This is a genomic window from Isoptericola sp. NPDC019693 (assembly GCF_044389085.1).
Lineage (GTDB): Bacteria > Actinomycetota > Actinomycetes > Actinomycetales > Cellulomonadaceae > Isoptericola.
This window is the reverse complement of record NZ_JBIRXP010000002.1, coordinates 532,098-555,955: the sequence shown is the minus strand read 5'-3', so window position 1 is coordinate 555,955 and position 23,858 is coordinate 532,098. Positions and strand designations below refer to the sequence as shown.

Here is a 23,858-nt window from a genome sequence, read left to right as displayed (position 1 = left end):
GACATGCAGGTGCTGCCCACCACCCTCGACGGGGTGCTGATCCTCGCCCCCACCCCGCACCGCGACGAGCGCGGGCTGTTCACGCGCACGTTCGACACGGCGTCGGCCGCGCGCGCCGGCCTCGACCCGGCGGCGTTCGTGCAGGACAGCCAGTCGCGCTCGCGCCGCGGCGTGGTCCGTGGGCTGCACGGCCGCGTCGGCGGCGGGGAGGCCAAGCTGGTCCGCGTCGCTCACGGCGCGGTGCACGACGTCGTCGTCGACGCCCGGCCCGGCTCGCCCACGTTCGGGCGGTGGGAGGCGTTCCGGCTCGACGACGTCGACTTCCACGTCCTGCACGTGCCGCGCGGCTGCCTGCACGGCCACCAGACGCTCACGGAGACGGCCGACGTCTGCTACCGCATCGACGCCGAGCACGACCCGGCGGAGGACGTCGCCGTGCACCACCTCGACCCCGACCTGGGGGTGGACTGGCCGCTGCCCGTGTCGCTCGTCAGCGACCGCGACGCCGCCGCCGGCTCGTGGGCGGCGCTCGTCGCGGCGCTCACCAGCGCCGGCCGCGGTCGCGGCTGAGCGGCTCCACCTCGACGGGCTCGGGCTCGGCGACCACCCAGCGGCCGCCGAGCGCCTCGACCTCCGGGTGGGCCCGCCGCACCTCGTCGAGCAGGTCGGGCACCAGCAGCAGCACCTTGTCGGGGCGCACCTCGGCCAGGATGTCCGGGCCGAGCACGGGCACCCGCGGCCCGGGCCCGCCGGGCATGGCCCGGCCCCGCTTGGCGGGGGACGCGTCCACGACGGCGAGGACGTCGTCCGCGGTGACGCCGGCGAGCGCGAACAGCGCGACCGCCCGGGACGCCGCGCCGTAGGCCACGACCTTCCCCGTGCTCGCGTCGAGCCAGGCGCGCAGGGCCGCCGCCGACCGGGCCACCTGGCCCTGGAGCGCCGACACCGCCCGCGGCTCCGTCGCGCCCGCCGCGGCCTCGGCCGCGAGCTCGGCGGCGACGAGGGCGCGCGCCGTCGGCGCGCGCTCCAGGGCGGGCCGCGAGCCCTCCCGCGCCAGCGCCAGCAGCCGCGTGCCGCCGTAGAGCGGGTAGCGCCACAGCCCGACCGGGACGAGCCCGGTGCTGCGCGCCATCTCCACGAGCACCGTGAGCGAGTAGTAGGCGAAGTGCCCGTGCCGCAGCGCGTTCCACGTGCCGTCGCGCACGATCACGGACAGCGGGTGCACGTGCAGCGCCAGGACCCCGTCGGGCGCGAGGGAGTCGAGCCGCAGGTCCCAGGCCGCACGCTGGTCGGCCTCGTGCATGATCCCGAGCGAGTCGACGACGAGGTCGGCCGCCAGCCCGGGCACCGTGCCGCGCCCGTCCAGCAGCACGGCGTCCGGCACGAGCTCCTGCACCCGCTCCAGCCACGACCCCCCGTGCGGGCTGCGCATCTCCCCGACCCACGCCCCGGGCTCCAGCAGCCCGCCCGCCACGAGGTCGGCCACGCCCTCCCGCGCCTGCGCGACGAGGGCCGCGGGCTCGACGCCGCGCGGCTCCTCCGGACCGGTCGGGTCCTCCTCGAGCTGGGCCAGGCGGCACCGGTCGCACATCACCATGCGCAGCGGGTGCACGGGGTCCGGGACGGGCGCCTCCGGCTCGGGGAACAGGTCCGCCGCGGGCTGGGCGCCCAGGTCGAGCACGACCGCCCCGTGCTCCCCGCGGCACCACCGGCACCGCCACCCGGCCACGACGGCGCTCACGTGCCCGGCTCGAAGACCTCGAGGCGCGGCAGGAACGTCACCAGCCGGCCGCCCCAGCCGGCCACGTGCGCGAGCTGGGCCGAGATCTCCCGGCGCAGGTTCCACGGCATGACGACGACGTAGTCCGGCCGGGCGGCGTCGAGCGCCTCGGGGGCGTGGATCGGGAGGTGCATGCCCGGGGTGAACCGCCCGTGCTTGTACGGGTTGCGGTCCACGGCGAACTCGATCAGGTCGGGGCGCACGCCGCAGTGGTTGAGCAGCGTGTTCCCCTTGCCCGGCGCCCCGTACGCCACGACCCGCTTGCCCTCGCGACGCGCGGTGAGCAGGAAGCGCAGCACGTCGTCGCGCACGGCGGCGACCTGCTCGGCGAAGCCGGCGTGCCCCGCAACGGTGTGCAGGCCGGCCGCCGCCTCGGCGGCGAGCACACGCACCACGGCGTCGGACGACGCGGGCACGGCGCCGGTGGACGCGCCGTCGGGCGTGGGCACGGACCACGTGCGCAGCGACCCGCCGTGGCTGGGCAGCTCGTCGACGTCCACGACGGTGAGCCCGGCCGCGGCGAGCACCCGCTGCGTCGTGAGCAGCGACAGGTAGCTGTAGTGCTCGTGGTAGATCGTGTCGTACTCGTTGCCCTCGACGAGGCGCAGCAGGTGCGGGATCTCGATCGAGACCCGCCCGTCGTCGGCGACGAGCTGACGCAGCCCCCGGGAGAAGTCGACGATGTCCGGCACGTGCGCGAACACGTTGTTGGCCACGACCAGGTCGGCCGGGCCGTGCTCGGCGCGCACCCGCCGCCCCGTCTCCTCGCCGAGGAACTCGACCACCGTGGGGACGCCGCGCTCGACGGCCGCCGCGGCCACGTTGCCCGACGGCTCGATGCCGAGGCAGCGGATCCCCCGGTCGACGACGTGCTGGAGCAGGTAGCCGTCGTTGCTCGCCACCTCGACGACGAACGACCGCTCGGGCGTGAGGCCCAGCCGCTCCACCGCACCGTCGACGTACCGGCGGGCGTGCTCCACCCACGACGCCGAGTAGGACGAGAAGTAGGCGTAGTCGTCGAAGATGTCCTCGGCCGGCACGTAGGCGGGCAGCTGCACCAGCAGGCACTGCTCGCAGACGCGCACGTGCAGGGGGTAGAACACCTCCGGCCCGTCGACCTGCTGCGCGGTCGGGTAGGTCTCGCACGGCGGCGACATCCCCAGGTCCACGAACGTGCGGGTCAGGGGTGCGCCGCACAGCCGGCACGACGGCGCGGGCACGCCGGACGTCTCGGGCGCGGTGGCGGCGTGCCGCGCCGCCGACACGGCGGTCATGCCGGCACCGCCGTCGTCCGCAGGTTCGCGAGGTCGAGCGCGCCCGCGTCGGCCAGCTCGCTCACCCGGTGCAGGCGCACGAAGCGGGAGCCCTCGAAGTCGTCGGCCGTGAGCCCGAACCGGTGGGCGTCCTGCCAGATCTGCCGGATGCCGTCGGGCACCGTCCAGCGCGGCGCGGCGCCCGGCAGCTCCGCACGGATGCGGGTGAAGTCGACCCGGTAGTTGCGGGTGTCCGCCCCGGCCCCGGCCGCGAAGGTCACCGGCGCGCCGGTGATGTCGCTGACCTGCTCCGCGACGGTGCGGATCTGAACCACGTCCTCGTCCCGCCCGACGTTGAAGGCCCGGTCGTGCACCGTCTCGCGGGGCGCCTCCATCGCGGCCAGGAAGGCCCGCGCGATGTCCTCCACGTGCACGAGCGGCCGCCACGGCGTCCCGTCGGACGCGAGCCGCACCTCGCCGCGGGTGAACGCGGTGCCCGTCAGGTTGTTGACCACGATGTCGGCACGCAGGCGCGGCGAGGAGCCGTACGCGGTGGCGTTGCGCAGGAAGGTGGGCGAGAAGCCGTCGTCGGCGAGCGCCGAGAGCCCGCGCTCCGCCTGGATCTTCGACTCCCCGTAGGGGGTGACGGGGTGGAACTCGGCGCCCTCGTCCACCGGTGCGTCGCCCGCCGCGCCGTAGAGCGAGCACGACGACGAGAACAGGAACCGGGTCACGCCCGCCGCCTTGGCCGCGCGGGCCATGCGCACGGCGCCGTCCGTGTTGACGGAGAACGTGGCCTGCGGGTTGAGGTGGCCCAGCGGGTCGTTGGAGATGGCCGCGAGGTGCACCACGGCGTCGAACCCGACGAGGTCCTCGGGCCGGGCGTCCCGGACGTCGCCGGTGCGCTGCTCGTACCCCGTCACGGGCGGCCCGAAGTCGCACCCGTCGTACCAGCCGGCGTCCAGCCCCACCACCTCGTGACCTGCCGCCTGCAGGAACGGCACGAGCACCGCGCCCACGTAGCCACGGTCGCCATCGACGAGCACTCGCATGGTCCGTCCCCCGTCGTCGTCCGGCCGGACCGCGGGCTGGGGAGCCCGGGCCGGTGGCTTCTCAGCCGACTCGACGCTAACCAGCGGCCCCCGCTCACCGTCAGGGCTGCCCGGGGTGAAAAGGCCCGTCACCCGGGTGATTCCCCGCCCGCGACGTTCCCCGGCCGCACCCCGGCGGCGAGGATCGGGAGCCATGAGGGTCCTGCGCATCTCCCACAGCGCGGTGGTCGACGCCTGGCGCGGCCGCGAGGCCGAGCTGCGCCGTCGTGGCGACCACGTGCGCGTCCTCACCGCCGCCGTCTGGGACGAGGGGGGCCGCGACGTGCGGCCCGCTCCCCTGCCCGGCGAGGACCTCGAGACCGCGCGCACCGTGGGCCGGCACCCTGCCCTGTTCCTCTACGACCCGCGCGTCCTGTGGCGGGCCCTCGGCGAGCGGTGGGACGTGCTCGACATCCACGAGGAGCCGGTCGCGCTCGCGACCGCGGAGGTCCTGGCGGTCCGCGCCGCGCGGAGGGCCGCCGACCGGCTGCGGGGACACCGGCCCGGACGCCCGGCGCCGTACCTGCTCTACTCCGCGCAGAACCTCCTCAAGCGGTACCCGTGGCCCTTCCGGGCCCTCGAGACCGCGGCGCTGCGGGGCGCGGCCGCCGTCGTCACCTGCAACCACGACGCCGCGCGGGTCGTGCGCTACAAGGGTGCCCGGGGGCTCGTGGAGCGCATCCCGCTCGGGCTCGACACGACCGTGTTCTCGCCCGCCGACGACCCTGGGCACGGCGGGCACGGCGGGCACGGCGAGCACCGTGCCGGGCTGCGCGCGCCGGGACGGGTGCGCGTGGGGTACGCCGGCCGCCTCACCGCCCAGAAGGGGGTGGACGTGCTGCTCGCGGCCGTCGCCCGGGACGGGTCGCTGGACCTCGTGGTGGCGGGCGCCGGCCCGGAGGAGGCCCGGCTGCGGCAGGCCGCCGCCCCCCTGGGCGACCGCGTCGACTTCCTCGGCCCGCTCGATACCGGCGACCTCCCCGCCTTCTACCGCGGGCTGGACGTGCTCGTCGTGCCGTCCCGAGACACCCCGGGGCTCGCCGAGCAGTTCGGCCGCGTGGTCGTCGAGGCGATGGCGTGCGGCACGCCGGTCGTGGCGACCCGGGTGGGCTCGGTGCCGGACCTCGTCGACGGCGCGGGCGTCCTCGTCGCGCCGGAGGACCCGGCGGCCCTCCTGGAGGGCATCCGGGAGGCGACGCACCCGCGGACGGCGCCGGCCCTGCGCCTGGCGGGGCTCGAGCGCGCGCGGGAGTGCTCGTGGCCCGAGGTCGCCGGCCGGTACCGCGCGGTCTACGACGCGGTCCGGGGCACGGCGCAGGACGGCGCCACCGGCCGCGGGCCCGGCTCGCGGCCGGTCCCCCGGGTCGAGGTGGTCGTCGTCGCCTACGGCGACCCCGACCTGCTGCGCTCCGCCCTCGAGCCCCTGGCCGGCACCTTCCCGATCACCGTGGTCGACAACTCGTCCGACCCGCGCCACCGGGCGCTCGCCCAGGTCTTCGGCGCCGCCTACCACGACCCCGGGCGGAACCTCGGGTTCGCGGCGGCCGTCAACGTCGCGCTCGCGCACCGGCAGGACCCCGAGGCGGACGTGTTCCTCCTCAACCCCGACGCCGTCGTCGGGACCGACACCGTCACCGCCCTGCACGACGCCCTGCACGCGGACCCCGGGCTGGCGAGCGTCGGCCCGGCCCAGGTCGACGGCGCGGGCCGCCCGGGGCGCGTCGTCTGGCCGTTCCCGTCCCCCGCGCGGGCGTGGCTGGAGGCCGCCGGCCTCGGCCGGCTCCGGCTGCCGCGCGAGCGCACCTTCGTCATCGGCTCGGCCCTGCTGATCCGGGCGGCCGCGCTGGACGGCGTCGGCGGGCTCGACGAGCGCTTCTTCCTCTACGCGGAGGAGACCGACTGGGCGTACCGCGCCGACCGGCAGGGGTGGCGGCACGCCCTCGTGCCCACCACCGAGGTCGTGCACGAGGGCGCCGGCACGGGCGGCGACCACCGGGTCCGCGAGCTGCACTTCCATGCCTCGCAGGAGCGCTACCTGCGCAAGCACTACGGCGCGGCCGGCTGGACCGCCGCCCGCGCGGGGCTCGTCGCGGGCGCCGCGCTCCGTTCCGCCGCCCTCCGCGGCCCCCGCCGGGTGGACGCGCAGCGCCGGCTGCGCGCGTACCTCGGCGGGCCGGCCGCCCTGGAGGACCGCGAGGCGGTGCCGTCGTGAGCGCCCGCGGCGCGCACCTGCGGACCGGCCGCCGGTCCGGCCCGCGGCCGGGCGTGCCGTCGGGCCTCGCGTCCGGCGTGCGGGCCACCACGCGCGCCGCGACCTGGGCGGCGGTGCTGGGCGTCGTCGTCCTCGCGGCGACCTACGTGCTCGCCCACGACCTCACGCTCGGGGTCGCCGTGACCGCCGTCGCCGTGCTGGCGGCGGTGATGGTCTACGACCCGTCGCTGGTCCCTGTGGTCGCGATGCCCACGTTCGTGGTGGCCGAGCGGGTCGGCGGGGACGCCCTCAACATGTCGCTGGGCGACGTGACCCTGTTCGGGGCGTTCTGGGTCGCCGTCCTCTTCTCCCCGCGCCCGTTCACGCCCGCGCTGCGGTCCATGCTCTGGCTGTCGGCGGTGTACCAGCTCGCGACGCTCTTCGCCGTCGTCGCCACCCCCTTCGCCCAGAACTCGGTCGAGTGGTTCCACGCGTGGCTGCTGGTGGGCGGCGCCCTGGTCGTGGGCTGGGCGGTGGGCCGGTCCGGGCACGCGACCCTCGGGCTGACGCTCCTGGCCGTCCTCGTGCTCGCCATCGCGCTCGACGCCTGCGCGACCGCCGCCGTGCAGCTCGCGCAGGGCAACGTGTCGCCGGTCTACCCGAGCTGGCCGTTCGAGCTGCACAAGAACCTCGCGGGCCCGATCTTCGCGTCGGTCGCCCTGCTCGCCTTCGTGCGGCAGCCGTGGCTGCGCTGGCCGGCGTGGTTCCGCGTGCCGGCCTTCTACCTGCTGGTGCTCGCCCTCATGGCCGTCCAGTCGCGCCAGGCGATCGTCGGCCTGGGTGTCGGCCTCATCGTGCTCGCGCTGCGCGCCGGCCGCGGGCGCCGCCGCACGCCGATCCTCATGCTGCTCACCATGGCCCCCGCCGCGATCTTCGTCGCGAGCCGGGTGCAGGACGACCTCTCCGGCGACGACCCGTTCAACTCCACGGCGTTCCGCGCCGTGGGCATCGAGGGCGGCTTCGACGTCTGGCGCGAGCACCTGTGGTTCGGTGCCGGCCTGCGCTGGTGGACCGTGGGGCCCGAGCTGGGGTTCCAGCCCCCCAACGCCGTGGCCGAGGTGCTGTCCTCGGTCGGCATCGTCGGCCTCGCCGGGTTCGCGGTCCTCATGCTGGGCACGCTGGTCGTCGCCTGGCGGATGGACCGGCGGTTCGGCACCCTCGCCGTCGCGCTGCTCGCGTCCCGCCTCGTGGCGAGCCAGTTCGACCAGTTCTGGGTCTCCATCATCGTGTCCCTGCCGTTCCTGCTGGTGGGCGTCTGCCTGGGTGCCGAGGGGTTCGCGAGGGCCTCGGCGCCGCCTCCCGTCGGCGGGTCGGCCCGCTCGGCGGCGCCGGAACCTGCACCTGAACCGGAGCCCGGGCCGGAGCCGGTGCTGCTGGCGGGGCGGCCATGAGGATCACGCACGTCGTCGTCACCGACGCGTACGCCGGGGTCGAGGCCCACGTGGCGCGGCTCGCCCGGGCGCAGGCGCGGGCCGGCCACGACGTCACGGTCGTGGGCGGCGCCCAGGACGCGATGCGCGCCGTCGTGGGCGACGACGTCGGGCTCCGGCCCGGGTCCACCCTCGCCGGGGCGCGCCGCTCGCTCGCGCGCGGTCCCCGGCCGGACGTCGTCCACGCGCACATGACGGCGGCCGAGATCGCGGCGTGCCTCGACGCGCGGGTGCTGCTGCGCCGCGTGCCGCTGGTCGTGACGCGGCACTTCGCCCTGGTCCGGGGGCGCAGCGCGGCCGGCCGCGTGGCCGCCCCGGTGATCCGCCGCACCGCGGCCGCGCAGATCGCGATCAGCGCCTTCGTGCAGGAGCGCATCGACGGCCCGAGCCGGGTGGTGGCCGCCGGTCTCGACGAGCGACCGCAGCGCGGCGCCGCGCTGCGGTCGCCCGTGGTGCTGGTCGCGTCCCGGCTGGAGCCCGAGAAGCGGGTCGACGCCGGCGTCCGGGCGTTCGCGGCGTCCGGGCTCGCGGACCGCGGCTGGCGGCTGCGGGTCGCCGGCTCGGGCTCGCTCGAGGTGGCGACCAAGGAGCTCGTCGGCGAGCTCGGGCTCGACGAGGCCGTCGACCTCCTGGGACACCGTGACGACGTGCCCGCGCTCCTGGCCGACGCAGGGCTCTTCCTCGCCCCCACCCCTGGCGACGGCTTCGGGCTCAGCGTGCTCGAGGCGATGGCGAGCGGCGTCCCGGTGGTGGCGGACGGCTCCGGCGGGCACGTCGAGTCGCTCGGTCCCGTCGGCGGCCCGGGCCTGTACGCCACGGGCGACGTGCACGACGCGGCACGCCGCCTGCGTGCCCTCGCCGACGACCCCGCGCTGCGCGACCGCTACGGCGCCGCCCTGCAGGCCCGGCAGCGGGCCGAGTTCTCCCTCGCCCACCAGGCCGCCGCCACCGAGCGCGTGTACCGGGAGGTGCTGGCGTGACGCCGGCCCGCGAGGCCGTCACCGGCCCCGACCTCGTCGTGATGTCGCTCGAGCCGTGGGACGACGTCTGGCGGCGCAACCAGCACCTCGTCGCCGGGCTCCTGCGGGAGCGCCCGTCGGCCCGGGTGCTGTTCGTCGAGCCGGTCAGCGACCCCGTGCACGCCCTGAGCCGCGGCGCACGGCCGCGGCCCGGCCGCGGGCTGCGGCCCGCCCCGCACGTCGACGGGGTCGGGCCGCGCCGGCTCTGGCTCCTGGAGCCCACCAAGCTGCTGCCCCGCCGGGTCGCCCCCCGCGGCGACGAGCGCCGCGCCGCCGTCGTCGTGCGCGCCGCACGACGGCTCGGGCTGGCGCGGCCGGTGCTGTGGGTCAACGACCCGTACGGCGCCACCCTCGCCCGGGTCAGCGGCTGGCCCACCCTCTACGACGTCACCGACGACTGGACCGCGGCGTCGCGCGGCCCCGCGGAGTCCCGCCGCGTCACCGACGCCGACCGGTACCTGGTGGAGCACGCCGCCACGGTCACGGTCTGCTCGCCCGCCCTGGCGGACCGCAAGCGCGACGCCCGCTCGGTCGTGCTCGTCACCAACGGCGTCGACGTCGACCGGTACCGGCGTCCCGCCCCCCGGCCGGCGGACCTGCCGCCCGGGGGGACCGCCGTCTACGTCGGCACGCTGCACGCCGACCGCCTCGACGTCGGGCTCTGCGAGGAGACGGCGCGCGCCCTGGACGGCGCCGGCACGCTGGTGCTGGTGGGTCCGGTCGCGCTGGACCGGGCCGACGCCGACCGCCTCCGCCGCGCCGGGGTCGCGGTGCTCGGGGCGCGCCCGTTCGACGAGGTGCCCGCCTACCTCCAGCACGCCGACGTGCTCGTCGTCCCGCACGTCGCGGACGACTTCACCGACAGCCTCGACCCCCTCAAGCTCTACGAGTACCGCGCGGTGGGGCGGCCCGTCGTCTCGACGCCCGTGGCCGGGTTCCGGGACACGCGCGACCCGGCCGTCGCCGTCGCCCCGCCGGAGGGCTTCGCCGCCGCCGTGCGTGACGCGGTGACGCGTCCGGCGCGCCGGGACGCGGAAGACCCCGCGCAGGCCGAGCCCATCCCCACCTGGTCGCGCCAGGTCGCCCTCATGTCCGACGTCGTCGACGCCGTCCGGCGACCCGCTCCCACACCTCGGTGACGGCCCGCGCGGTCTCGCGCGCGGGGAACCTGCGGGTCGCGTCGTCGTAGGCCGCACGGGCCCTCCGTTCGGCGCCGCCCGGGTCGTCCAGGACGGACAGGATCCCGGCGGCGAGCGCGGCGGCGTCGCCCGGCGGCACGAGGACGCCCAGGTCGGCGCCCGAGGGACGCATGATCTCCGGGACGCCGCCGGCGTCGGTCGCGACCACGGGCACGCCCCGCACCATCGCCTCCACCACGACCTGCCCGAACGGCTCCGGGACGGGCGACGCGTGCACGCACACGGCCAGCCGGTCGAGCTCGCCGGCCGGGTCGTCGCTGAAGCCGACCACCTCCACGGCGTCCCGCACCCCGAGCCGGCGGGCCTCGGCGTCCACGGCGGCGGCGTAGTCGTCCTCGCCGAAGAGCGCCCCTCCGACGAGCCGGAACCGCACGTCGGGGTGCTCGTCGAGCACGGTGCGCGCCGCGCGGACCAGCTCGAGCTGCCCCTTGGTCGGGCTCAGCCGCCCGATCAGGCCGACGACGGCGCGGGCCGGGCGCCTGCGGTCGTCGAAGGCGGGCAACGCCTGCTCGGGGGCGTAGCCGGGGTGGGCGACGGTGAGGTCGCGCGCGCCCGGGAGCGTCCGCGCGGTCGCCGCCGAGTTCGCGACGACGGCCCGCGGCCCGCGGCGCGCCAGCGCGCGCAGCACCCGGACCGCGGCCGCGGGCAGGTAGTCGGCGGCGATCCGGTCGTGGACGTGCCACACCACCGGCACCCGGGCCCACGGCGCCGCGAACAGCCCGACGACGTCGGCGCGCAGCGAGTTCGTGTGCACGACGTCCGCGTCGGCCCGGCGCAGCAGGGCGGCCAGCCGCACGACGAGCCGGGCGGTGTCCGTCACCGCGAGCAGGGCACGCCACGAGCCGGTCAGCGCGTGCCGGTCCAGGCCCCGCGACCGAGCGCCCGCGCGCACGACGACCGTCCGCACACCTGCCGCCCGCAGCCGGGCCACGAGCGGGCCGTCGTCGAGCAGGACCGCGCGGAGCTCGACCCGGCTCGGGTCGAGCTGCGCGGCCAGGCGGAGCAGCGCCAGCTCGCCGCCCCCCAGCGCCGCGGTGTGGTCGACGACGACGACCCGCAGCGGCCGACCGGCGCCGCCCGGGGGCGCGGTCACGACGAGCGCGCGGTGCGCAGCAGACGCCCGATGGTGGGCGCGACCTGGGCGGGCGTGGGCGGCTCGTCCCCCGCCGCCCGCGGGGCGGCCACGGTCGCGACCCGCACGCCGGTGGGCGGGAACGCCGGGGGCCGGACCGGCGCCGGCGGCGCGGCGGGCCGCGCGGGTCCGGCCTCGTCGCGCGCCGGGGCGGGCCGGGGGGTGTCGTCCGCGGGGCCGGCGGGCGCGGCGTCGTCCGGGCCGGCCTGCGCGCCGCTCGCCGGACCGGCCGGGTCGGTGACCGGGTCGGGCGAGGCGGCGGGCGCGGCGGCCGAGGCGTCGGCGGGTTCCGACTCGACGGGCTCGCCGTAGGTCGAGGCGTAGACCATCCGGCTGTCGCCCTTCACCCCGGCGAGCGCGACGCCGGTGAGCGGCACGCTGTTGATCCGCAGCCGCTCGGCCGCCTCGGCGAGGACGTTGCGCGCCGTGCGCCCGGCGGTCGCGACGAGCACCACGCAGTCGGCGTAGGCGCCGAGGATCGTGGCGTCCGCCGCCGCCAGGACGGGCGGCGCGTCGATGACGAGCACCTCGCCGGCGTCCCGGGCGGCCTCGACGATGGCCCGCACACGGTCCGTCGCCAGGAAGTCCGCGGGGTCCATCGTCGGGTCGTGGAGCGCGAGGAAGCGGAGGTTCGGCACCTGCGTGGAGCGCAGCCCGTCCGGGTCGGTGCCCGGCCCCGACGCGCGCGGCAGCAGGTCCTCCAGGTCCGGGCGGCGCAGGTCTCCCGAGACCGCCACGGTCGCGCGGCCGCTCATGGCCCACGACGCCGCGAGGTTCGCGGCGATGAACGGCCTGGGGGCGTGCGGGTCGGTGGCCGTGACCACGACGACGGCGTGCTCGCGGTCCTGCATCGCCACGTGCAGGGCGGTGCGCAGCTCGCGGATCGACTCCGTGAACGGGGAGGCCACCCGGCTCGAGATCGGCAGCACGGGGGTACGGCGGTACGACTTGGCGGCCCGCGTCACCCCGTACAGCTCGGCGAGCACGGGCACGCCCGCCGCGGCCGCGGCGTCGGACCGGCCGCGCACCCGGGAGTCGAGGGCCCGCCGCGCCAGGGCGAGGCCGACGCCGATCGCCAGCCCGGCGAGCGCCCCGAGCAGGACGATGCTGATCCGGGGCAGCCCGACCACCACGGCGGAGGAGCCCGTCGCCGGCGTGAGCACCTGCGCGGGCGTCACGATCGACTCGAGCGTGCTCCGGCTCGCCGACAGGGTCTGGTACTGGTCGATGATCGTGGAGCGCTCCGCCCCCGCCAGGGGGTCCTTCGGCGAGCTCTTCACCTGCTCGTCCACGGCGTCGAGCTGGTCGCGCAGCGCGTCCCGGCGGGCGTCGATCTCCGCGATCTGGTCGTCGATCACGCCGGGCAGGCTGTCGACGTAGGCGGACGCGACGGCGTTCGCCAGCTCGACCGCGCCGCCCGGGGTGCCCGCCGTCGTGGTGATCGTCATGACCTGCGTCCCCGCGTCGAACTGCCCCGACACCTGGGCGGCCAGCGCCTTCGGGTCCACCCCGGCGGCCACGGCCTTCGCGACGGCCTGCAGCACGCCGGGCGCCTCGACGAGGCCGGGGTCGGTGTCGACGCTCGTGGTGGTGGCCGCCGGCGTGGTGCTGTCCCCCAGCTCCACGGCGTTGACCTGGACGACGGCCGTCGCCTCGAACACCTCGGGCTTGCGGTCCGCGTACACCCAGGCCGCCGCCAGGGCCAGCACCACCGCACCGACGACCAGGTACTTGCCCTCCCACAGCACCCGCAGGAACTCCCGGACGGTCATCGCCCCTCCACCTCTCCGCGCGCGCTCGTCCCGGCGACCACCGCGACCTCCTGTGCCACCACCGCCTGGAGCCGCGCGACGAACGCGTCCCGGGAGAACCCCTTCACGTGCACCCCGATGGCCTCCTGGTCCCAGGAGCGCGCCAGCGCGGCCTCGATCCCCGCGGCGACGTCCTCGGCGTCCGGCCGGTCCACGTACAGCCCGGTCACGCCGTCCACCACGGTGTCGAGGTAGCCGCCCGTGCCGAGCGTCACCGCCGGGACGCCGAAGGCCGCCGCCTCCAGCGGCGTCAGCCCGTAGTCCTCGTACGAGGTGGCCACCAGCAGCGACGCGTGCCCGTAGAGCCACCGCAGCTGGGCGTCGTCGACCTTGCCGACGAACCGCACCCGGTCGTCCGCCAGGCGCTCGAGCCGCTCGCGGTCGGGGCCGACCCCGACGACGACGAGGGGCAGCCGGAGCCGCCGCGCGGCCGCGACGACGACGTCGACGTTCTTGTACGGCAGCAGCCGCGCCACACACAGCAGGTAGCCGGGGGCGACGCCGGGCACGGGGGTCGCGGGGCCGTCCGGTTCCATCGCCGGCGGCGGGGGCACGACCTCGGCCTCGATGCCGTACGCCTCCTGGACCGCGCGCCGGGCCACGGTCGACACGGCCAGGTAGACGTCCGCGCGCGCGGCGGCCTCGGCGTCCGACCGGCGCAGCCCGGGGCCGACGAGGTCGAGCGCGGCGCCGGCGAGCCCGGTGCGCCACCGGTCCTTCCACGTGCGCCCGGAGGCGCCGGAGAGGTACCGGTCGCGCTGGTACAGCCAGCGCGCCGGGGCGTAGCAGTACACGACGGTGCGGCGGGCGCCGCGGTAGCGGTGCGCCCAGCCGCTGGAGCTGGCGAGCAGCACGTCGGCCTCGACGGGCTGCCCCTCGACCGCGCCCCGCAGCAGCGGCAGCGCCAGCCGGTGGTGGCGCCGCAGCGTGCCGACGCGGTCCAGGCGGGACGGGTGCACGTCCACGTCCGCGAACTCGGGGAACGTGCCGTCGGGGTGGTACAGCGTCGTGTAGAGCGGGGCCGCGGGGAAGGCCTGGGCCATCGTCAGCGCCACCCGCTCGGCGCCGCCGCGCTGGGTCAGGTAGTCGTGCGCCAGTGCCACCGTCGGGCCCATGGTTCCTCCTCGTGCGGACGGTCGAGACCGCCCGTCGAGCGTAAGGAGACCAGGGCACGGATTGGGCCCTGTGACCGGCTTTCCACCCGGGTGAAGAGCCCGGTCAGGGCCCGATCACCCCTGGTCGACCACCTGGTCGATCAGCTGGCCGATCAGCTGTCGATCACGCCTTGGTGTGGAACTTCCCCTGCGCGGCGAGGAGCCCGTCGACGAGCACCGTCTCGACGGCGTCGGCGGCGTCGTCGACGAGGATGGGCAGGTCCTCGCGCTCGGTGGCGGAGAAGTCCTTGAGCACGTGGTCGGCGGTGTCCATGCGGCCCGGGGGGCGGCCGACGCCGACGCGCACGCGCACGTAGTCCTTGGTGCCGAGGGCCTTGGTGATGTCGCGCAGGCCGTTGTGCCCGCCCTCGCCCCCGCCCGACTTGAGCTTGATGGTGTCGAACGGGATGTCGACCTCGTCGTGCACGACGACGACCTGCGCCGGGTCGACGCCGTAGTACTTCGCGAGCCCGGCGACGGGGCCGCCGGAGGTGTTCATGTACGTGGCGGGCTTGGCCAGCACCACGCGGGGCCCCGGGCGCCCGCCGGGCAGGACGCCGAGGCGGGTCTCGGCGACGACCGCCTGCGCGCGGGCGTGCCGGGAGAAGCGCGCGCCCGTGCGCTCGGCGAGCAGGTCGAGCACCATCTGCCCGACGTTGTGCCGGTTGCCCGCGTACTTCGGGCCGGGGTTGCCCAGCCCGACCACCAGCCAGGGGGTGTCGCTCACGCGCTGTTCCTCTCGTCGTCGCCACCGCAGACAGTTGTGGGCGCGATTTCGGGGACTGTCCACGCGTGGAAAGTCCCCGAAATCGCGCCCACAACGCTAGGCAGGTGCGTGTCAGCCCTCGGTGGACTCGGCGGCCTCGGCGGTCTCGGCGGCCTCGCCCTCCTCCGCCTCGTCGGCGACCTCGCCACGCGGCTCGGAGACGGCGACGACGGCGGCGTCCGGGTCGGTGAGCAGCGTCGCGCCCTCGGGCAGGGTGACCTCGCCCGCGGTCACGTGCTGGCCGGCCTCGAGGCCCTCGATGGAGACCTCGACCGACTCGGGCAGGTTGGTGGCGAGCGCCTCGACCGACAGGGTCTGCGCCTCGACGAAGTGGATGGTGCCGGGGGCCGACTCGCCCACCACGTTCACGGTGACGTCGACGGCGATCTTCTCGCCGCGGCGCACGATGAGGAAGTCGATGTGCTCGATGGTGCTGTTCACGGGCGTGCGCTGCACGTCCTTGGCGACGGCGAGCTCGGTCTTGCCGTCCAGCTCGATCGAGAACAGGGCGTTGCTGTGACGCATCGCCAGCATCGTCTCGTGGCCCGGGAGGGTGATGTGCAGCGGGTCCGCACCGTGCCCGTACAGGACGGCGGGGATCTTGTTCGCGCGGCGGATGCGGCGGGCGGCGCCCTTGCCGAACTCGGTGCGGGCCTCGGCGGCAAGCTTGATGTCGGACACGTGGATCACTCCTGGGATGTCTGTGCGTGCCGACGGCCAGAGGGAGCCGTCGGCTGTCCACGAGGTGGTGGTCCCCGCGAACTGCGGTTGCGTCGGCGTGGGACACGTGACGGACGCGATCGAGAGCGCGCCGTGGGGGCACCCGCAGAGCGCGGTGCACCGACAGCCGCCCAGTCGATCACGGAAATCCGACGGATCCTGCGCTGAGGGTGGCGGCCGGGTCGCAGGTGCTTGACCTGTACGACCTGGGTGACCGGCGCCCGTCAGACGTCCCTCGCCGAGGCAACCGGACGAGTATAGCCCCCTCGGGCCGGGGGCGTGCCAGGCCCCTGCCGCCGACGGTGCCCCGACCGGGCCCCGACCAGGCCCCGACCAGGCCCCGGCCGGACGTCGACCCGCGTCAGGGTCGCGCGTGGTCGCCCGTGCGGGCCCCCGCCCGTGCCGAGCCGCGCGGCCGGTAGACGACCTGCGCCTGGAAGACGAACCGCACGACGAAGGCGACCAGGATCAGCACCGCCTGCACGAGCTCCGGGTGCGGCACGGCGCGCTCGACGATCCACCACAGCAGCAGCGTGCGCACGGCCGCCTCGGTGCCGTTGAACGCGAACGACCGCACGAAGCGACCCCAGAACCCGTGCGCGCCGTCACGCAGGTCGGCGAAGACGAACCGCTCCTGGAGCAGGAAGTTGATGACGATCGTCACGACGTTGGCCCAGATCACGGCCGGCAGGTAGTGCACCCCGACCCCTTGGAGCCCCGCCAGGATCGCGAGGTTGAGCACGGCGCCGAGCGCGCCGATCAGCGCGAACGGCGACAGCCGCCCGAACCGCAGCAGCGTGAGCTGCTGCACGTACCTCAGCCCGTTGGCGACGGTCGCCTTGGACCGGCCCGCGAACCGTTCCCCGAAGACGAACGGCTCCTCGACGACGACCAGCCGCTGCCGCGCCAGGATCTCGAGCAGGATCTTGAAGCCCCGCGGGCGCAGCCCGGCCAGGTCGACGGCCCCCGGGCGGACGACGAAGAACCCCGTCATCGGGTCGGACACGTCGCGCAGCTTGACGGGGAACATCGACCGGGCGAGCAGCCCCGACGCCTTGGAGACCCAGCGGCGGTAGCGCCCGTCGAGGCCGCCGGCGTCGCCCTTGCCCGTGTACCGGGAGGCGACGACGACGTCGGCGCCGGTCTCGCGCGCGGTCGTGAGGAGCACGGGCACCATCTCGGGCGGGTGCTGCAGGTCGCCGTCCATCACGACGACGCGCTCGCCGGTCGCGGCGCGCAGTCCGGCGACGACGGCGCCGGAGAGCCCGCCGTCGGGCACGTCGCGGTGGATCATGCGCACGGGCAGCGGGGCGGTGGCGGCGACCCGCTCGATGATCGCGGGGGTGTCGTCGCGCGAGTCGTCGACGAAGAGGATCTCGGCGCCGCCGGGCGCGACGCGGCGACCCTCGCCGTCGGGGCCGAGCGCGGCGGCGAGACGACGGACCAGCTCGGCGACGTTGGGCCCCTCGTTGTAGGTGGGGACCACCACGGTCACGTCCACCGTCATGCCACCGCGCCTCCCCTCGGGGACGCCGCGGCCCGGGACGACGTGCGCCCCGGGCCCCCGGCGTCGATCAGGCGTTGCCGTCGAACAGGCTCGTCACGGAGCCGTCGTCGAACACCTCGCGGATGGCGCGGGCGACGAGCGGGGCGATGGACAGCACGGTGAGCTTGTCGAACCGCTTGTCGGCCGTGATCGGCAGCGTGTCGGTGACGACGACCTCGGTGGCGCCGCACTCCTGCAGGCGCTGCGCCGCCGGGTCGGACAGCACGCCGTGCGTGGCGGCCACGGTGACGGAGCGGGCACCGGCGTCCATGACCACCTTGACGGCCTCGGCGATGGTGCCGCCCGTGTCGATGAGGTCGTCGACGAGCACGCAGTCGCGGCCCTCGACCTCGCCGACCACGCGGTTGGCGACGGCCTGGTTGGGGCGGGTGACGTCGCGCGTCTTGTGCACGAAGGCCAGCGGGCAGCCGCCCAGCTTGGCCGCCCACTGCTCGGCCACGCGGATGCGGCCGGCGTCGGGCGAGACGACCGCGACGTTGGACAGGTCCACGCGGGTGCGCACGTAGTCGACCAGCACGGGCATGGCCCACAGGTGGTCCACCGGGCCGTCGAAGAAGCCCTGGATCTGCGGGGTGTGCAGGTCGACGCTGAGGATGCGGTCGGCGCCCGCGGTCTTGAGCATGTCGGCGACGAGGCGGGCCGAGATCGGCTCGCGGCCGCGGCTCTTCTTGTCCTGGCGCGCGTACGCGTAGAACGGTGCCACCGCGGTGATCGAGCGTGCCGAGCCGCGCTTGGCCGCGTCGACCATGAGCAGCTGCTCCATGAGCCACTGGTTCACCGGGGCGGTGTGGCTCTGCAGCAGGAAGATGTCCGAGCCGCGCACCGACTCGCTGAACCGCACGTACGTCTCGCTGTTCGCGAAGTCGTACGCGGAGACGGGGAGCAGCTCGATGCCGAGCTCCTTCGCGACGGCCTCCGCGAGCTCGGGGTGCGCCCGACCGGTGGCGAGGACGAGCGTGCGCTCACCGGTGCCGGGGATGAAGTTGTTCATCGCTGCGTGCTTCCTTCGGTCGGGTCGGAACTGTCGGCGGGGGGCACCACCGGGATGGCACCGGTGAGGGCATTGTGCTCGGCGAGCTGCTGCTGCGCCTGCGCGCCGAGCTGCCCGCCGGAGCCCTCGGTGCGGGCGCGGGCGGCCGCCTCCGCCGCGGGCGTCCCCGGCCAGCGGCGCTCCACCCAGCCCTCGACGTTGCGCTGCTGGGCGCGCGCCACGCCGAGCGCCCCGGCGGGCACGTCCTTGACGATGACCGAGCCCGCGCCCGTGTAGGCGCCGTCGCCCACGGTCACCGGCGCGACGAACATCGTGTCGGCGCCCGTCTTCGCGTACGAGCCGATCACCGTGCGGTGCTTCTTCTGGCCGTCGTAGTTCACCGTGACGGCGGCGGCCCCGATGTTGGTGTGCTCGCCGATCGTCGTGTCCCCGATGTACGACAGGTGCGGCACCTTCGAGCCCTCGCCGATCTGCGAGTTCTTCGTCTCGACGAACGTGCCGATCTTGCCCTTGGTGCCGAGCTCCGTGCCGGGGCGCAGGTAGGCGAACGGGCCCACGGTCGCGTCCGGCCCGATGACGGACAGCGAGCCGTGCGTGCGCACCACGGTGGCGCCGGGGCCCACCTCGACGTCGGTCAGCGTGGTGTCCGGGCCGATCGTCGCGCCGGACTCCACCTTGGTGGCGCCGTGCAGCTGGGTGCCCGGCAGGATCGTGACGTCGGGGGCGAGCTCGACGTCCACGTCCACCCAGGTGGTCGCCGGGTCGACGACGGTCACGCCGGCCTGCATCCACTCCGTGAGCACGCGGCGGTTGAGCTCGGCGCCGAGGGTGGCGAGCGCCACGCGGTCGTTGACGCCCTCGACGAGCATCGGGTCGTCGCTGAGCACGGCGCGCACGGCGCCGCCCTCGGCCCGCGCCGAGGCGACGACGTCGGTGAGGTAGACCTCGCCCTGCGCGTTGTCGGTGCCCAGGCCGGCCAGGCCGCGGCGCAGCACCGCGGCGTCGAAGACGTAGACGGAGCTGTTGATCTCGCGGATCTCGAGCTGCTCGGGCGAGGCGTCCTTGTGCTCCACGATGGCCTGCACGTCGCCCGTGCCCGCCTCGCGCACGATCCGGCCGTAGCCGGTGGCGTCGGCGACCTCGGTGGTGAGGATCGTGACGGCGTTGCCGTCGGCGTGGTGCGCCGCGAGCAGCTGGCCCAGTGTCGCGCCGTCGAGCAGCGGGATGTCGCCGGCGAGGACGACGACGGCGCCGTCGAGGCCGTCGCCCAGCGGGTGGTCCCCGCCGTTGGCGTGGTCGACGTGCAGCTCGTCGTCGACGGCGTCGTCGTGCACGAGCTGGGCGGCGCGCCCCGCGTGCGCACGGGAGTCGAGCGCGTCGAGCGCGCACTGCACCGCGCGGCCGGTGCCGGGGATCTCGTCCTGGTCGACGACGAAGGCGCCGGGGTCGACCTCGAGGGCCGCGGCGGCGACGAGCTCGCGCTCGTGCCGCACCACGACGGCGACGCTCTCCGGGTCCAGCTCACGCGCCGCGGTCATCACGTGGCCGAGCAGCGTGCGCCCGCCGATGCTGTGCAGCATCTTCGGCGTCGCGGACCTCATCCGGGTCCCCTGCCCCGCGGCGAGGACGACGACGGCCGCCGGTCTGGTGTCGGTCGACCTCGTCGACCCCTCTGCTGCGGCGTCCGGTCCTGTCGAGACCACGAGTGCTCCGTCTCTTCTCGGGTGTGCTGGTTCGATGGTGCACGAGCTCCGCCCCCAGGACTCGAACCTGGACCAAAGGCACCAAAAACCTCTGTGCTGCCGATTACACCAAGGCGGATCGGGCCCCCGGGCCGGGTTCGCGCCCCAGCAGGCGCGGCACCGTCGGGCGTCCGTCCTCAGTCTGCCAGGTCCGGAAGACCGCCCCCGCACGCGTCCCGGCCCTCGGCGGGGCCCACGGCCGTGGCGCGCGCCACACCGCCCCGACGGCGGACGGCCGACCACGCCCGCCGACCACGCCCCTCGCCCGGAGGGCACAATGGGGGCCATGCCCACCGACTCCCGCGGGTCCAAGCGTCCGCCGCGCGCCCGGATGACGGCGAGCCAGCGGCGCGAGCAGCTGCTCGAGGTCGGGCGGGGCCTGTTCGCCGAGAAGGGCTTCGACGGCACCAGCGTCGAGGAGATCGCGGCGCGCGCCGAGGTGTCGAAGCCGGTGGTCTACGAGCACTTCGGCGGCAAGGAGGGCGTCTACGCCGTCGTCGTCGACCGCGAGGTGCGCGCGCTGACGTCCGCGCTGACCGGCGCGCTCGAGGAGGGCGGCCACCCCAAGGTGCTGGTGGAGCGCACGGCGCTGGCCCTGCTCGGCTACATCGAGGCGTCGGAGGACGGCTTCCGCATCCTCGTGCGCGACTCCCCCGTCGCCCAGGCCACCGGCACGTTCTCCAGCCTGATCGGCGACGTCGCCACCCTGGTCGAGCACATCCTCGGCGACCAGTTCAAGGCGAACGGCCTCGACCGCAAGGCCGCGCCGCTCTACGCGCAGATGCTCGTGGGCATGGTCGCGCTCACCGGGCAGTACTGGCTCGACGCCCGCAGCCCCGACAAGGCCGAGGTGGCCGCGCACCTGACGAACCTGGCCTGGAACGGGCTGTCCGGGATGGTCAAGAGGCCGGAGCTCACGAAGTCCCGCTGACCCCGCCCCAGCAACGTGTCAGGCGGGACCGACGAGGTGGTCGAGCAGCCGGTCGACGACGGCGAGCCCCGTCTCCCCGTCCATGTGCCCGGCGAGGATCCCCTGCGTCAGCCCGGCGGCCGACGCGAGCACCAGCTCGGCGTCCAGGCGGGCCGCGTCCTCGCGTCCTGAGGCCGGCCCCGTGCCCCCGCCGTCGTCCCGCGCCCGCAGCAGCTGCGCCGAGACGAGGTCGACGAGCGCCCGCGGCGCGCCGCGCAGCTCCTGGGGGGTGACCGCCTCGTTCGTCAGGGCGGCGGCATGGAACGCGGCGAGCACGACGGCGTCCGCGCGGCGGGCGTCGTCGAGCGGGAGGAGGGCCGCGAGCACGGCGCGCAGGACGGCGCGGGGCGGGGGCGGCTGGTCCGCGGGGCCCTGGTCGACGTCGCCGGGCGGCCCGCCGCCGAACCGCGCGGCCGACCCCTCGATCACGGCGCGGTGCGTCGCGACGAGGAGCCCGTGCTTGTTGCCGAAGTAGTACTGCACGAGCCGCACGGAGACCCCCGCCTCCGCCGCGACGGCCTGGAACGTGGCCGCCTCGAGCCCGTCGCGCGCGACGACGCGCCGGCACGCGTCGGTGATCTGGCGGCGGCGTTCCTCGTGGTCCACCCGTCGCGGCACGGGCCCTCCCCTCGTCGGTGCTCTCGGTCGACCGTCGTCGACCCGCGTTGATGATACGTCCGTACCACTTAAATGGTACGGTCATACCATCAACCGCGCCCCGGGAGGTCCGATGTCGTCGACAGGCCGTTTCACCAGCGAGGCCGCACGCGCCGAGTACGAGACCGCGTACCGCGCCGTCGAGGCGCTCTGGCCGTTGCCGTCCGAGGAGGTCCGGGTCGAGACCGTGTTCGGCCCCACGGTCGTGCGCCGCTCCGGCACCGGGGACCGGACGCCGCTGGTCCTGCTGCACGGCCTGAACGGCACCGGCCTGAGCTGGCACGGCGTCGTGCCGGCGCTGGCCGCCGGCCGGGTCGTCTACGCGCCCGACGTCGTCGGCACGGCCGGGCGCAGCGAGCAGACCGCCCCGCTCACCTCGGCCGACGACTACGCCGTGTGGGGCGTCCAGCTGCTCGAGGGCCTCGGCCTGGAGCGTGCGCACGTGCTCGGCTACTCCGAGGGGGCGTGGTTCGCCGCGCTGCTGGCGTCCCGGGCCGCCGTGCGGGCCCCGGGCCGCGTGGGCGCGCTCGTCCTCGGCGAGGGCATCACCGCGCTCGTCAGGCCCGACCGGAAGGTCGTCTCCCGCATGGTCCGCGCCGCCGTCGTCCCCACCGCACGCAGCCTCGGGCGCCTCGACGAGTGGCTGAACCCCGGCGTCACCCTCACCGACGCGGACCGCGCCCTGGCCCGCGCCGCGATGCGCTACCGCCGTCGGACGCCGTGGCCGAGCCCCCTGCCCGACGACCAGCTGCGCGCGATCACCGCCCCCACCCTGGCGTTCTTCGGCGCGGACACCAGGCTCGGTGACCCGGCCGCCGCGGGCCGCCGGGTCACCGAGCACCTGCCCCGCGCGCGCGTCGAGCTGGTGCCGGGCGGCGGCCACGGCGTCCTGTGGCAGCTGCCCGACCAGGTGCTCCCGCTGGTCGAGGACTTCCTGCGCGCCCACGACTGAGCACCTGTCAGGGCCACAGGCGCGCATACCCTCCCGTGGCCCTGACAACTCGCGGACACGTCACTTGCCGTCGAGGTACCCGTTCGCGTTGATGACGTACTTCGTCGCGGCCCCGGCGTCGAACTCGGCGTAGCTCTGCGGGGCCTGGTCGAGGGTGATGGCCTTGGCGTTGACGTTCTTCGCGATCTGCACCCGGTCGTGCAGGATCGCCTGCATCAGGCCGCGGTGGTACTTCATCACCGGGCACTGGCCTGTGGTGAACGCCAGCGACTTGGCCCACCCCGTCCCCAGGCTGAGGGACAGCGACCCCTTCTTGGCCGCCTCGTCGATGCCACCCGGGTCACCGGTCACGTACAGCCCCGGGATGCCCAGCGCGCCGCCCGCCGCCGTCACGTCCATCAGTGAGTTGAGCACCGTCGCCGGTGCCTCGTGGCCCGAGTCCGACCCGTGCCCCTTGGCCTCGAAGCCGACGGCGTCGATGCCGCAGTCCACCTCCGGCACGCCGAGGAGCTGCTCGATCTGCTCGACCGGCCCGCCCTTCGTCAGGTCGACGGTCTCGCAGCCGAACGACCTCGCCTGCGCGAGCCGGTCGGCGTTCATGTCCCCGACGATCACGACGGCGGCGCCCAGCAGCAGCGCACCGGTCGCGGCGGCCAGCCCCACCGGCCCGGCCCCGGCGACGTACACCGTGGAACCCACCTCGACGCCCGCGGTCACCGCCCCGTGGAAGCCCGTGGGGAAGATGTCGGACAGCATCGTGAGGTCCATGATCTTCTCGAGCGCCTGGTCCTTGTCCGGGAACCGCAGCAGGTTCCAGTCGGCGTACGGCACCAGCACGTAGTTGGCCTGGCCGCCGACCCAGCCGCCCATGTCGACGTACCCGTACGCGCTGCCCGGCCGGTCCGGGTTCACGTTGAGGCAGATGCCCGTCTTGCGCTCCTTGCAGTTCTTGCAGCGGCCGCACGCGATGTTGAACGGCACGGACACGAGGTCGCCCACCTTGACGAACTCGACGTCCGGCCCCGCCTCGACGACCTCGCCCGTGATCTCGTGGCCCAGCACGAGGTCCGGGGGCGCCGTCGTGCGCCCCCGGACCATGTGCTGGTCCGAGCCGCAGATGTTGGTCGCGACGGTCTTGACGATCACGCCGTGCGGCACCTTGCGGCCCACGTTCGCCGGGTTCACCCCGGGCCCGTCCTTGAGCTCGAACGTCGGGTAGTCGATGTCGATGACCGCGACCTCGCCCGGCCCCTGGTACGCGACCGCGCGGTTGGTGTCTGCCATGGTGCTCCTCCTTGAACACGTCCGGCCCGGTCTGAGCCGGTCCTTCGACCGTAGGCGCGTCGCCGCGTGGGGGCCAGGCCGCGCACACC

The 23,858-nt window shown here is 75.6% G+C and carries 20 protein-coding genes and 1 tRNA gene; 7 read left to right on the top strand and 14 right to left on the bottom strand.

Annotated elements, in window-relative coordinates; translation table 11 throughout:
* Positions 1 to 3 precede the first annotated feature (3 nt).
* Positions 4 to 570 (top strand): dTDP-4-dehydrorhamnose 3,5-epimerase family protein, encoded by a 567-nt coding sequence (locus ACH436_RS07930; RefSeq protein WP_430559650.1) that lies wholly within the window; start codon positions 4 to 6, stop codon positions 568 to 570.
* On the opposite strand, the gene ACH436_RS07925 is transcribed toward ACH436_RS07930, so the two are convergent.
* From ACH436_RS07925 to ACH436_RS07915, 3 genes are read right to left on the bottom strand one after another with little or no spacing between them, the layout of a single operon-like run.
* Complete coding sequence (locus ACH436_RS07925) at positions 542 to 1,741, bottom strand: class I SAM-dependent methyltransferase (RefSeq protein WP_430559649.1); 1,200 nt, start codon at positions 1,739 to 1,741, stop codon at positions 542 to 544. The two genes, ACH436_RS07930 and ACH436_RS07925, sit on opposite strands and share 29 nt — an antisense overlap.
* Positions 1,738 to 3,054, bottom strand: coding sequence for a methyltransferase domain-containing protein (locus tag ACH436_RS07920; protein ID WP_430559648.1), 1,317 nt, complete (start codon positions 3,052 to 3,054; stop codon positions 1,738 to 1,740). Before ACH436_RS07920 ends, ACH436_RS07925 begins: the two co-directional genes overlap by 4 nt.
* On the bottom strand, positions 3,051 to 4,085 hold the full coding sequence (locus ACH436_RS07915; protein ID WP_430559647.1) for an NAD-dependent epimerase/dehydratase family protein: 1,035 nt from the start codon (positions 4,083 to 4,085) through the stop codon (positions 3,051 to 3,053). Before ACH436_RS07915 ends, ACH436_RS07920 begins: the two co-directional genes overlap by 4 nt.
* 193 nt (positions 4,086 to 4,278) lie before the next feature.
* On the opposite strand from ACH436_RS07915, the gene ACH436_RS07910 reads away from it, so the two are divergent.
* Genes ACH436_RS07910 through ACH436_RS07895 form a run of 4 tightly spaced genes read left to right on the top strand, consistent with a single transcriptional unit; the run spans position 4,279 to position 9,963 of the window.
* Positions 4,279 to 6,336, top strand: a complete 2,058-nt coding sequence (locus tag ACH436_RS07910) for a glycosyltransferase (RefSeq protein WP_430559646.1) — start codon at positions 4,279 to 4,281, stop codon at positions 6,334 to 6,336.
* Positions 6,333 to 7,766 carry an O-antigen ligase family protein gene (locus ACH436_RS07905; protein WP_430559645.1) on the top strand — a complete coding sequence of 478 codons (1,434 nt, stop codon included), beginning with the start codon at positions 6,333 to 6,335 and terminating at the stop codon, positions 7,764 to 7,766. Before ACH436_RS07910 ends, ACH436_RS07905 begins: the two co-directional genes overlap by 4 nt.
* Positions 7,763 to 8,785 (top strand): glycosyltransferase family 4 protein, encoded by a 1,023-nt coding sequence (locus ACH436_RS07900; RefSeq protein WP_430559644.1) that lies wholly within the window; start codon positions 7,763 to 7,765, stop codon positions 8,783 to 8,785. Before ACH436_RS07905 ends, ACH436_RS07900 begins: the two co-directional genes overlap by 4 nt.
* Positions 8,782 to 9,963, top strand: coding sequence for a glycosyltransferase (locus ACH436_RS07895; RefSeq protein ID WP_430559643.1), 1,182 nt, complete (start codon positions 8,782 to 8,784; stop codon positions 9,961 to 9,963). Before ACH436_RS07900 ends, ACH436_RS07895 begins: the two co-directional genes overlap by 4 nt.
* On the opposite strand, the gene ACH436_RS07890 is transcribed toward ACH436_RS07895, so the two are convergent.
* From ACH436_RS07890 to ACH436_RS07850, 9 genes are all read right to left on the bottom strand, one after another.
* Positions 9,911 to 11,116, bottom strand: coding sequence for a glycosyltransferase family 4 protein (locus tag ACH436_RS07890; RefSeq protein WP_430559642.1), 1,206 nt, complete (start codon positions 11,114 to 11,116; stop codon positions 9,911 to 9,913). The genes ACH436_RS07895 and ACH436_RS07890 overlap by 53 nt on opposite strands.
* Entirely contained in the window at positions 11,113 to 12,927 is a 1,815-nt protein-coding gene (locus tag ACH436_RS07885) for a Wzz/FepE/Etk N-terminal domain-containing protein (protein ID WP_430559641.1), read from the bottom strand. The genes ACH436_RS07890 and ACH436_RS07885 overlap by 4 nt, the downstream gene beginning before the upstream one ends.
* Positions 12,924 to 14,081 carry a glycosyltransferase gene (locus ACH436_RS07880; RefSeq protein WP_430559640.1) on the bottom strand — a complete coding sequence of 386 codons (1,158 nt, stop codon included), beginning with the start codon at positions 14,079 to 14,081 and terminating at the stop codon, positions 12,924 to 12,926. Before ACH436_RS07880 ends, ACH436_RS07885 begins: the two co-directional genes overlap by 4 nt.
* A 163-nt stretch (positions 14,082 to 14,244) precedes the next feature.
* The gene (pth, locus tag ACH436_RS07875; RefSeq protein ID WP_430559639.1) at positions 14,245 to 14,847 is read right to left on the bottom strand and encodes an aminoacyl-tRNA hydrolase; all 603 of its coding nucleotides are present in this window, start codon (positions 14,845 to 14,847) and stop codon (positions 14,245 to 14,247) included.
* A 111-nt stretch (positions 14,848 to 14,958) separates the two neighbouring features.
* A complete protein-coding gene (locus ACH436_RS07870; RefSeq protein ID WP_430559638.1) occupies positions 14,959 to 15,567 on the bottom strand; it encodes a 50S ribosomal protein L25/general stress protein Ctc in 609 nt (202 codons plus the stop codon).
* A gap of 400 nt (positions 15,568 to 15,967) precedes the next feature.
* A complete protein-coding gene (locus tag ACH436_RS07865; protein WP_430559637.1) occupies positions 15,968 to 17,113 on the bottom strand; it encodes a glycosyltransferase in 1,146 nt (381 codons plus the stop codon).
* 67 nt (positions 17,114 to 17,180) lie between these two features.
* A complete protein-coding gene (locus ACH436_RS07860; protein ID WP_430559636.1) occupies positions 17,181 to 18,164 on the bottom strand; it encodes a ribose-phosphate diphosphokinase in 984 nt (327 codons plus the stop codon).
* Positions 18,161 to 19,765 carry a bifunctional UDP-N-acetylglucosamine diphosphorylase/glucosamine-1-phosphate N-acetyltransferase GlmU gene (glmU, locus tag ACH436_RS07855; protein WP_430559635.1) on the bottom strand — a complete coding sequence of 535 codons (1,605 nt, stop codon included), beginning with the start codon at positions 19,763 to 19,765 and terminating at the stop codon, positions 18,161 to 18,163. The genes ACH436_RS07860 and glmU overlap by 4 nt, the downstream gene beginning before the upstream one ends.
* Positions 19,766 to 19,913: 148 nt before the next feature.
* Positions 19,914 to 19,985, bottom strand: a tRNA-Gln gene (locus ACH436_RS07850).
* 252 nt (positions 19,986 to 20,237) lie between these two features.
* On the opposite strand from ACH436_RS07850, the gene ACH436_RS07845 reads away from it, so the two are divergent.
* On the top strand, positions 20,238 to 20,837 hold the full coding sequence (locus ACH436_RS07845) for a TetR/AcrR family transcriptional regulator (RefSeq protein WP_430559883.1): 600 nt from the start codon (positions 20,238 to 20,240) through the stop codon (positions 20,835 to 20,837).
* An 18-nt stretch (positions 20,838 to 20,855) separates the two neighbouring features.
* Here the strand turns inward: ACH436_RS07845 and ACH436_RS07840 are convergent, their stop codons facing one another.
* A complete protein-coding gene (locus tag ACH436_RS07840) occupies positions 20,856 to 21,494 on the bottom strand; it encodes a TetR/AcrR family transcriptional regulator (protein WP_430559634.1) in 639 nt (212 codons plus the stop codon).
* Positions 21,495 to 21,606: 112 nt separating this feature from the next.
* Between ACH436_RS07840 and ACH436_RS07835 the strand changes: the two genes are divergently transcribed.
* Positions 21,607 to 22,485 (top strand): alpha/beta fold hydrolase, encoded by an 879-nt coding sequence (locus tag ACH436_RS07835; RefSeq protein ID WP_430559633.1) that lies wholly within the window; start codon positions 21,607 to 21,609, stop codon positions 22,483 to 22,485.
* A gap of 60 nt (positions 22,486 to 22,545) precedes the next feature.
* On the opposite strand, the gene fdhA is transcribed toward ACH436_RS07835, so the two are convergent.
* On the bottom strand, positions 22,546 to 23,769 hold the full coding sequence (gene fdhA, locus ACH436_RS07830) for a formaldehyde dehydrogenase, glutathione-independent (protein WP_430559632.1): 1,224 nt from the start codon (positions 23,767 to 23,769) through the stop codon (positions 22,546 to 22,548).
* Between the last annotated feature and the right edge of the window lie 89 nt (positions 23,770 to 23,858).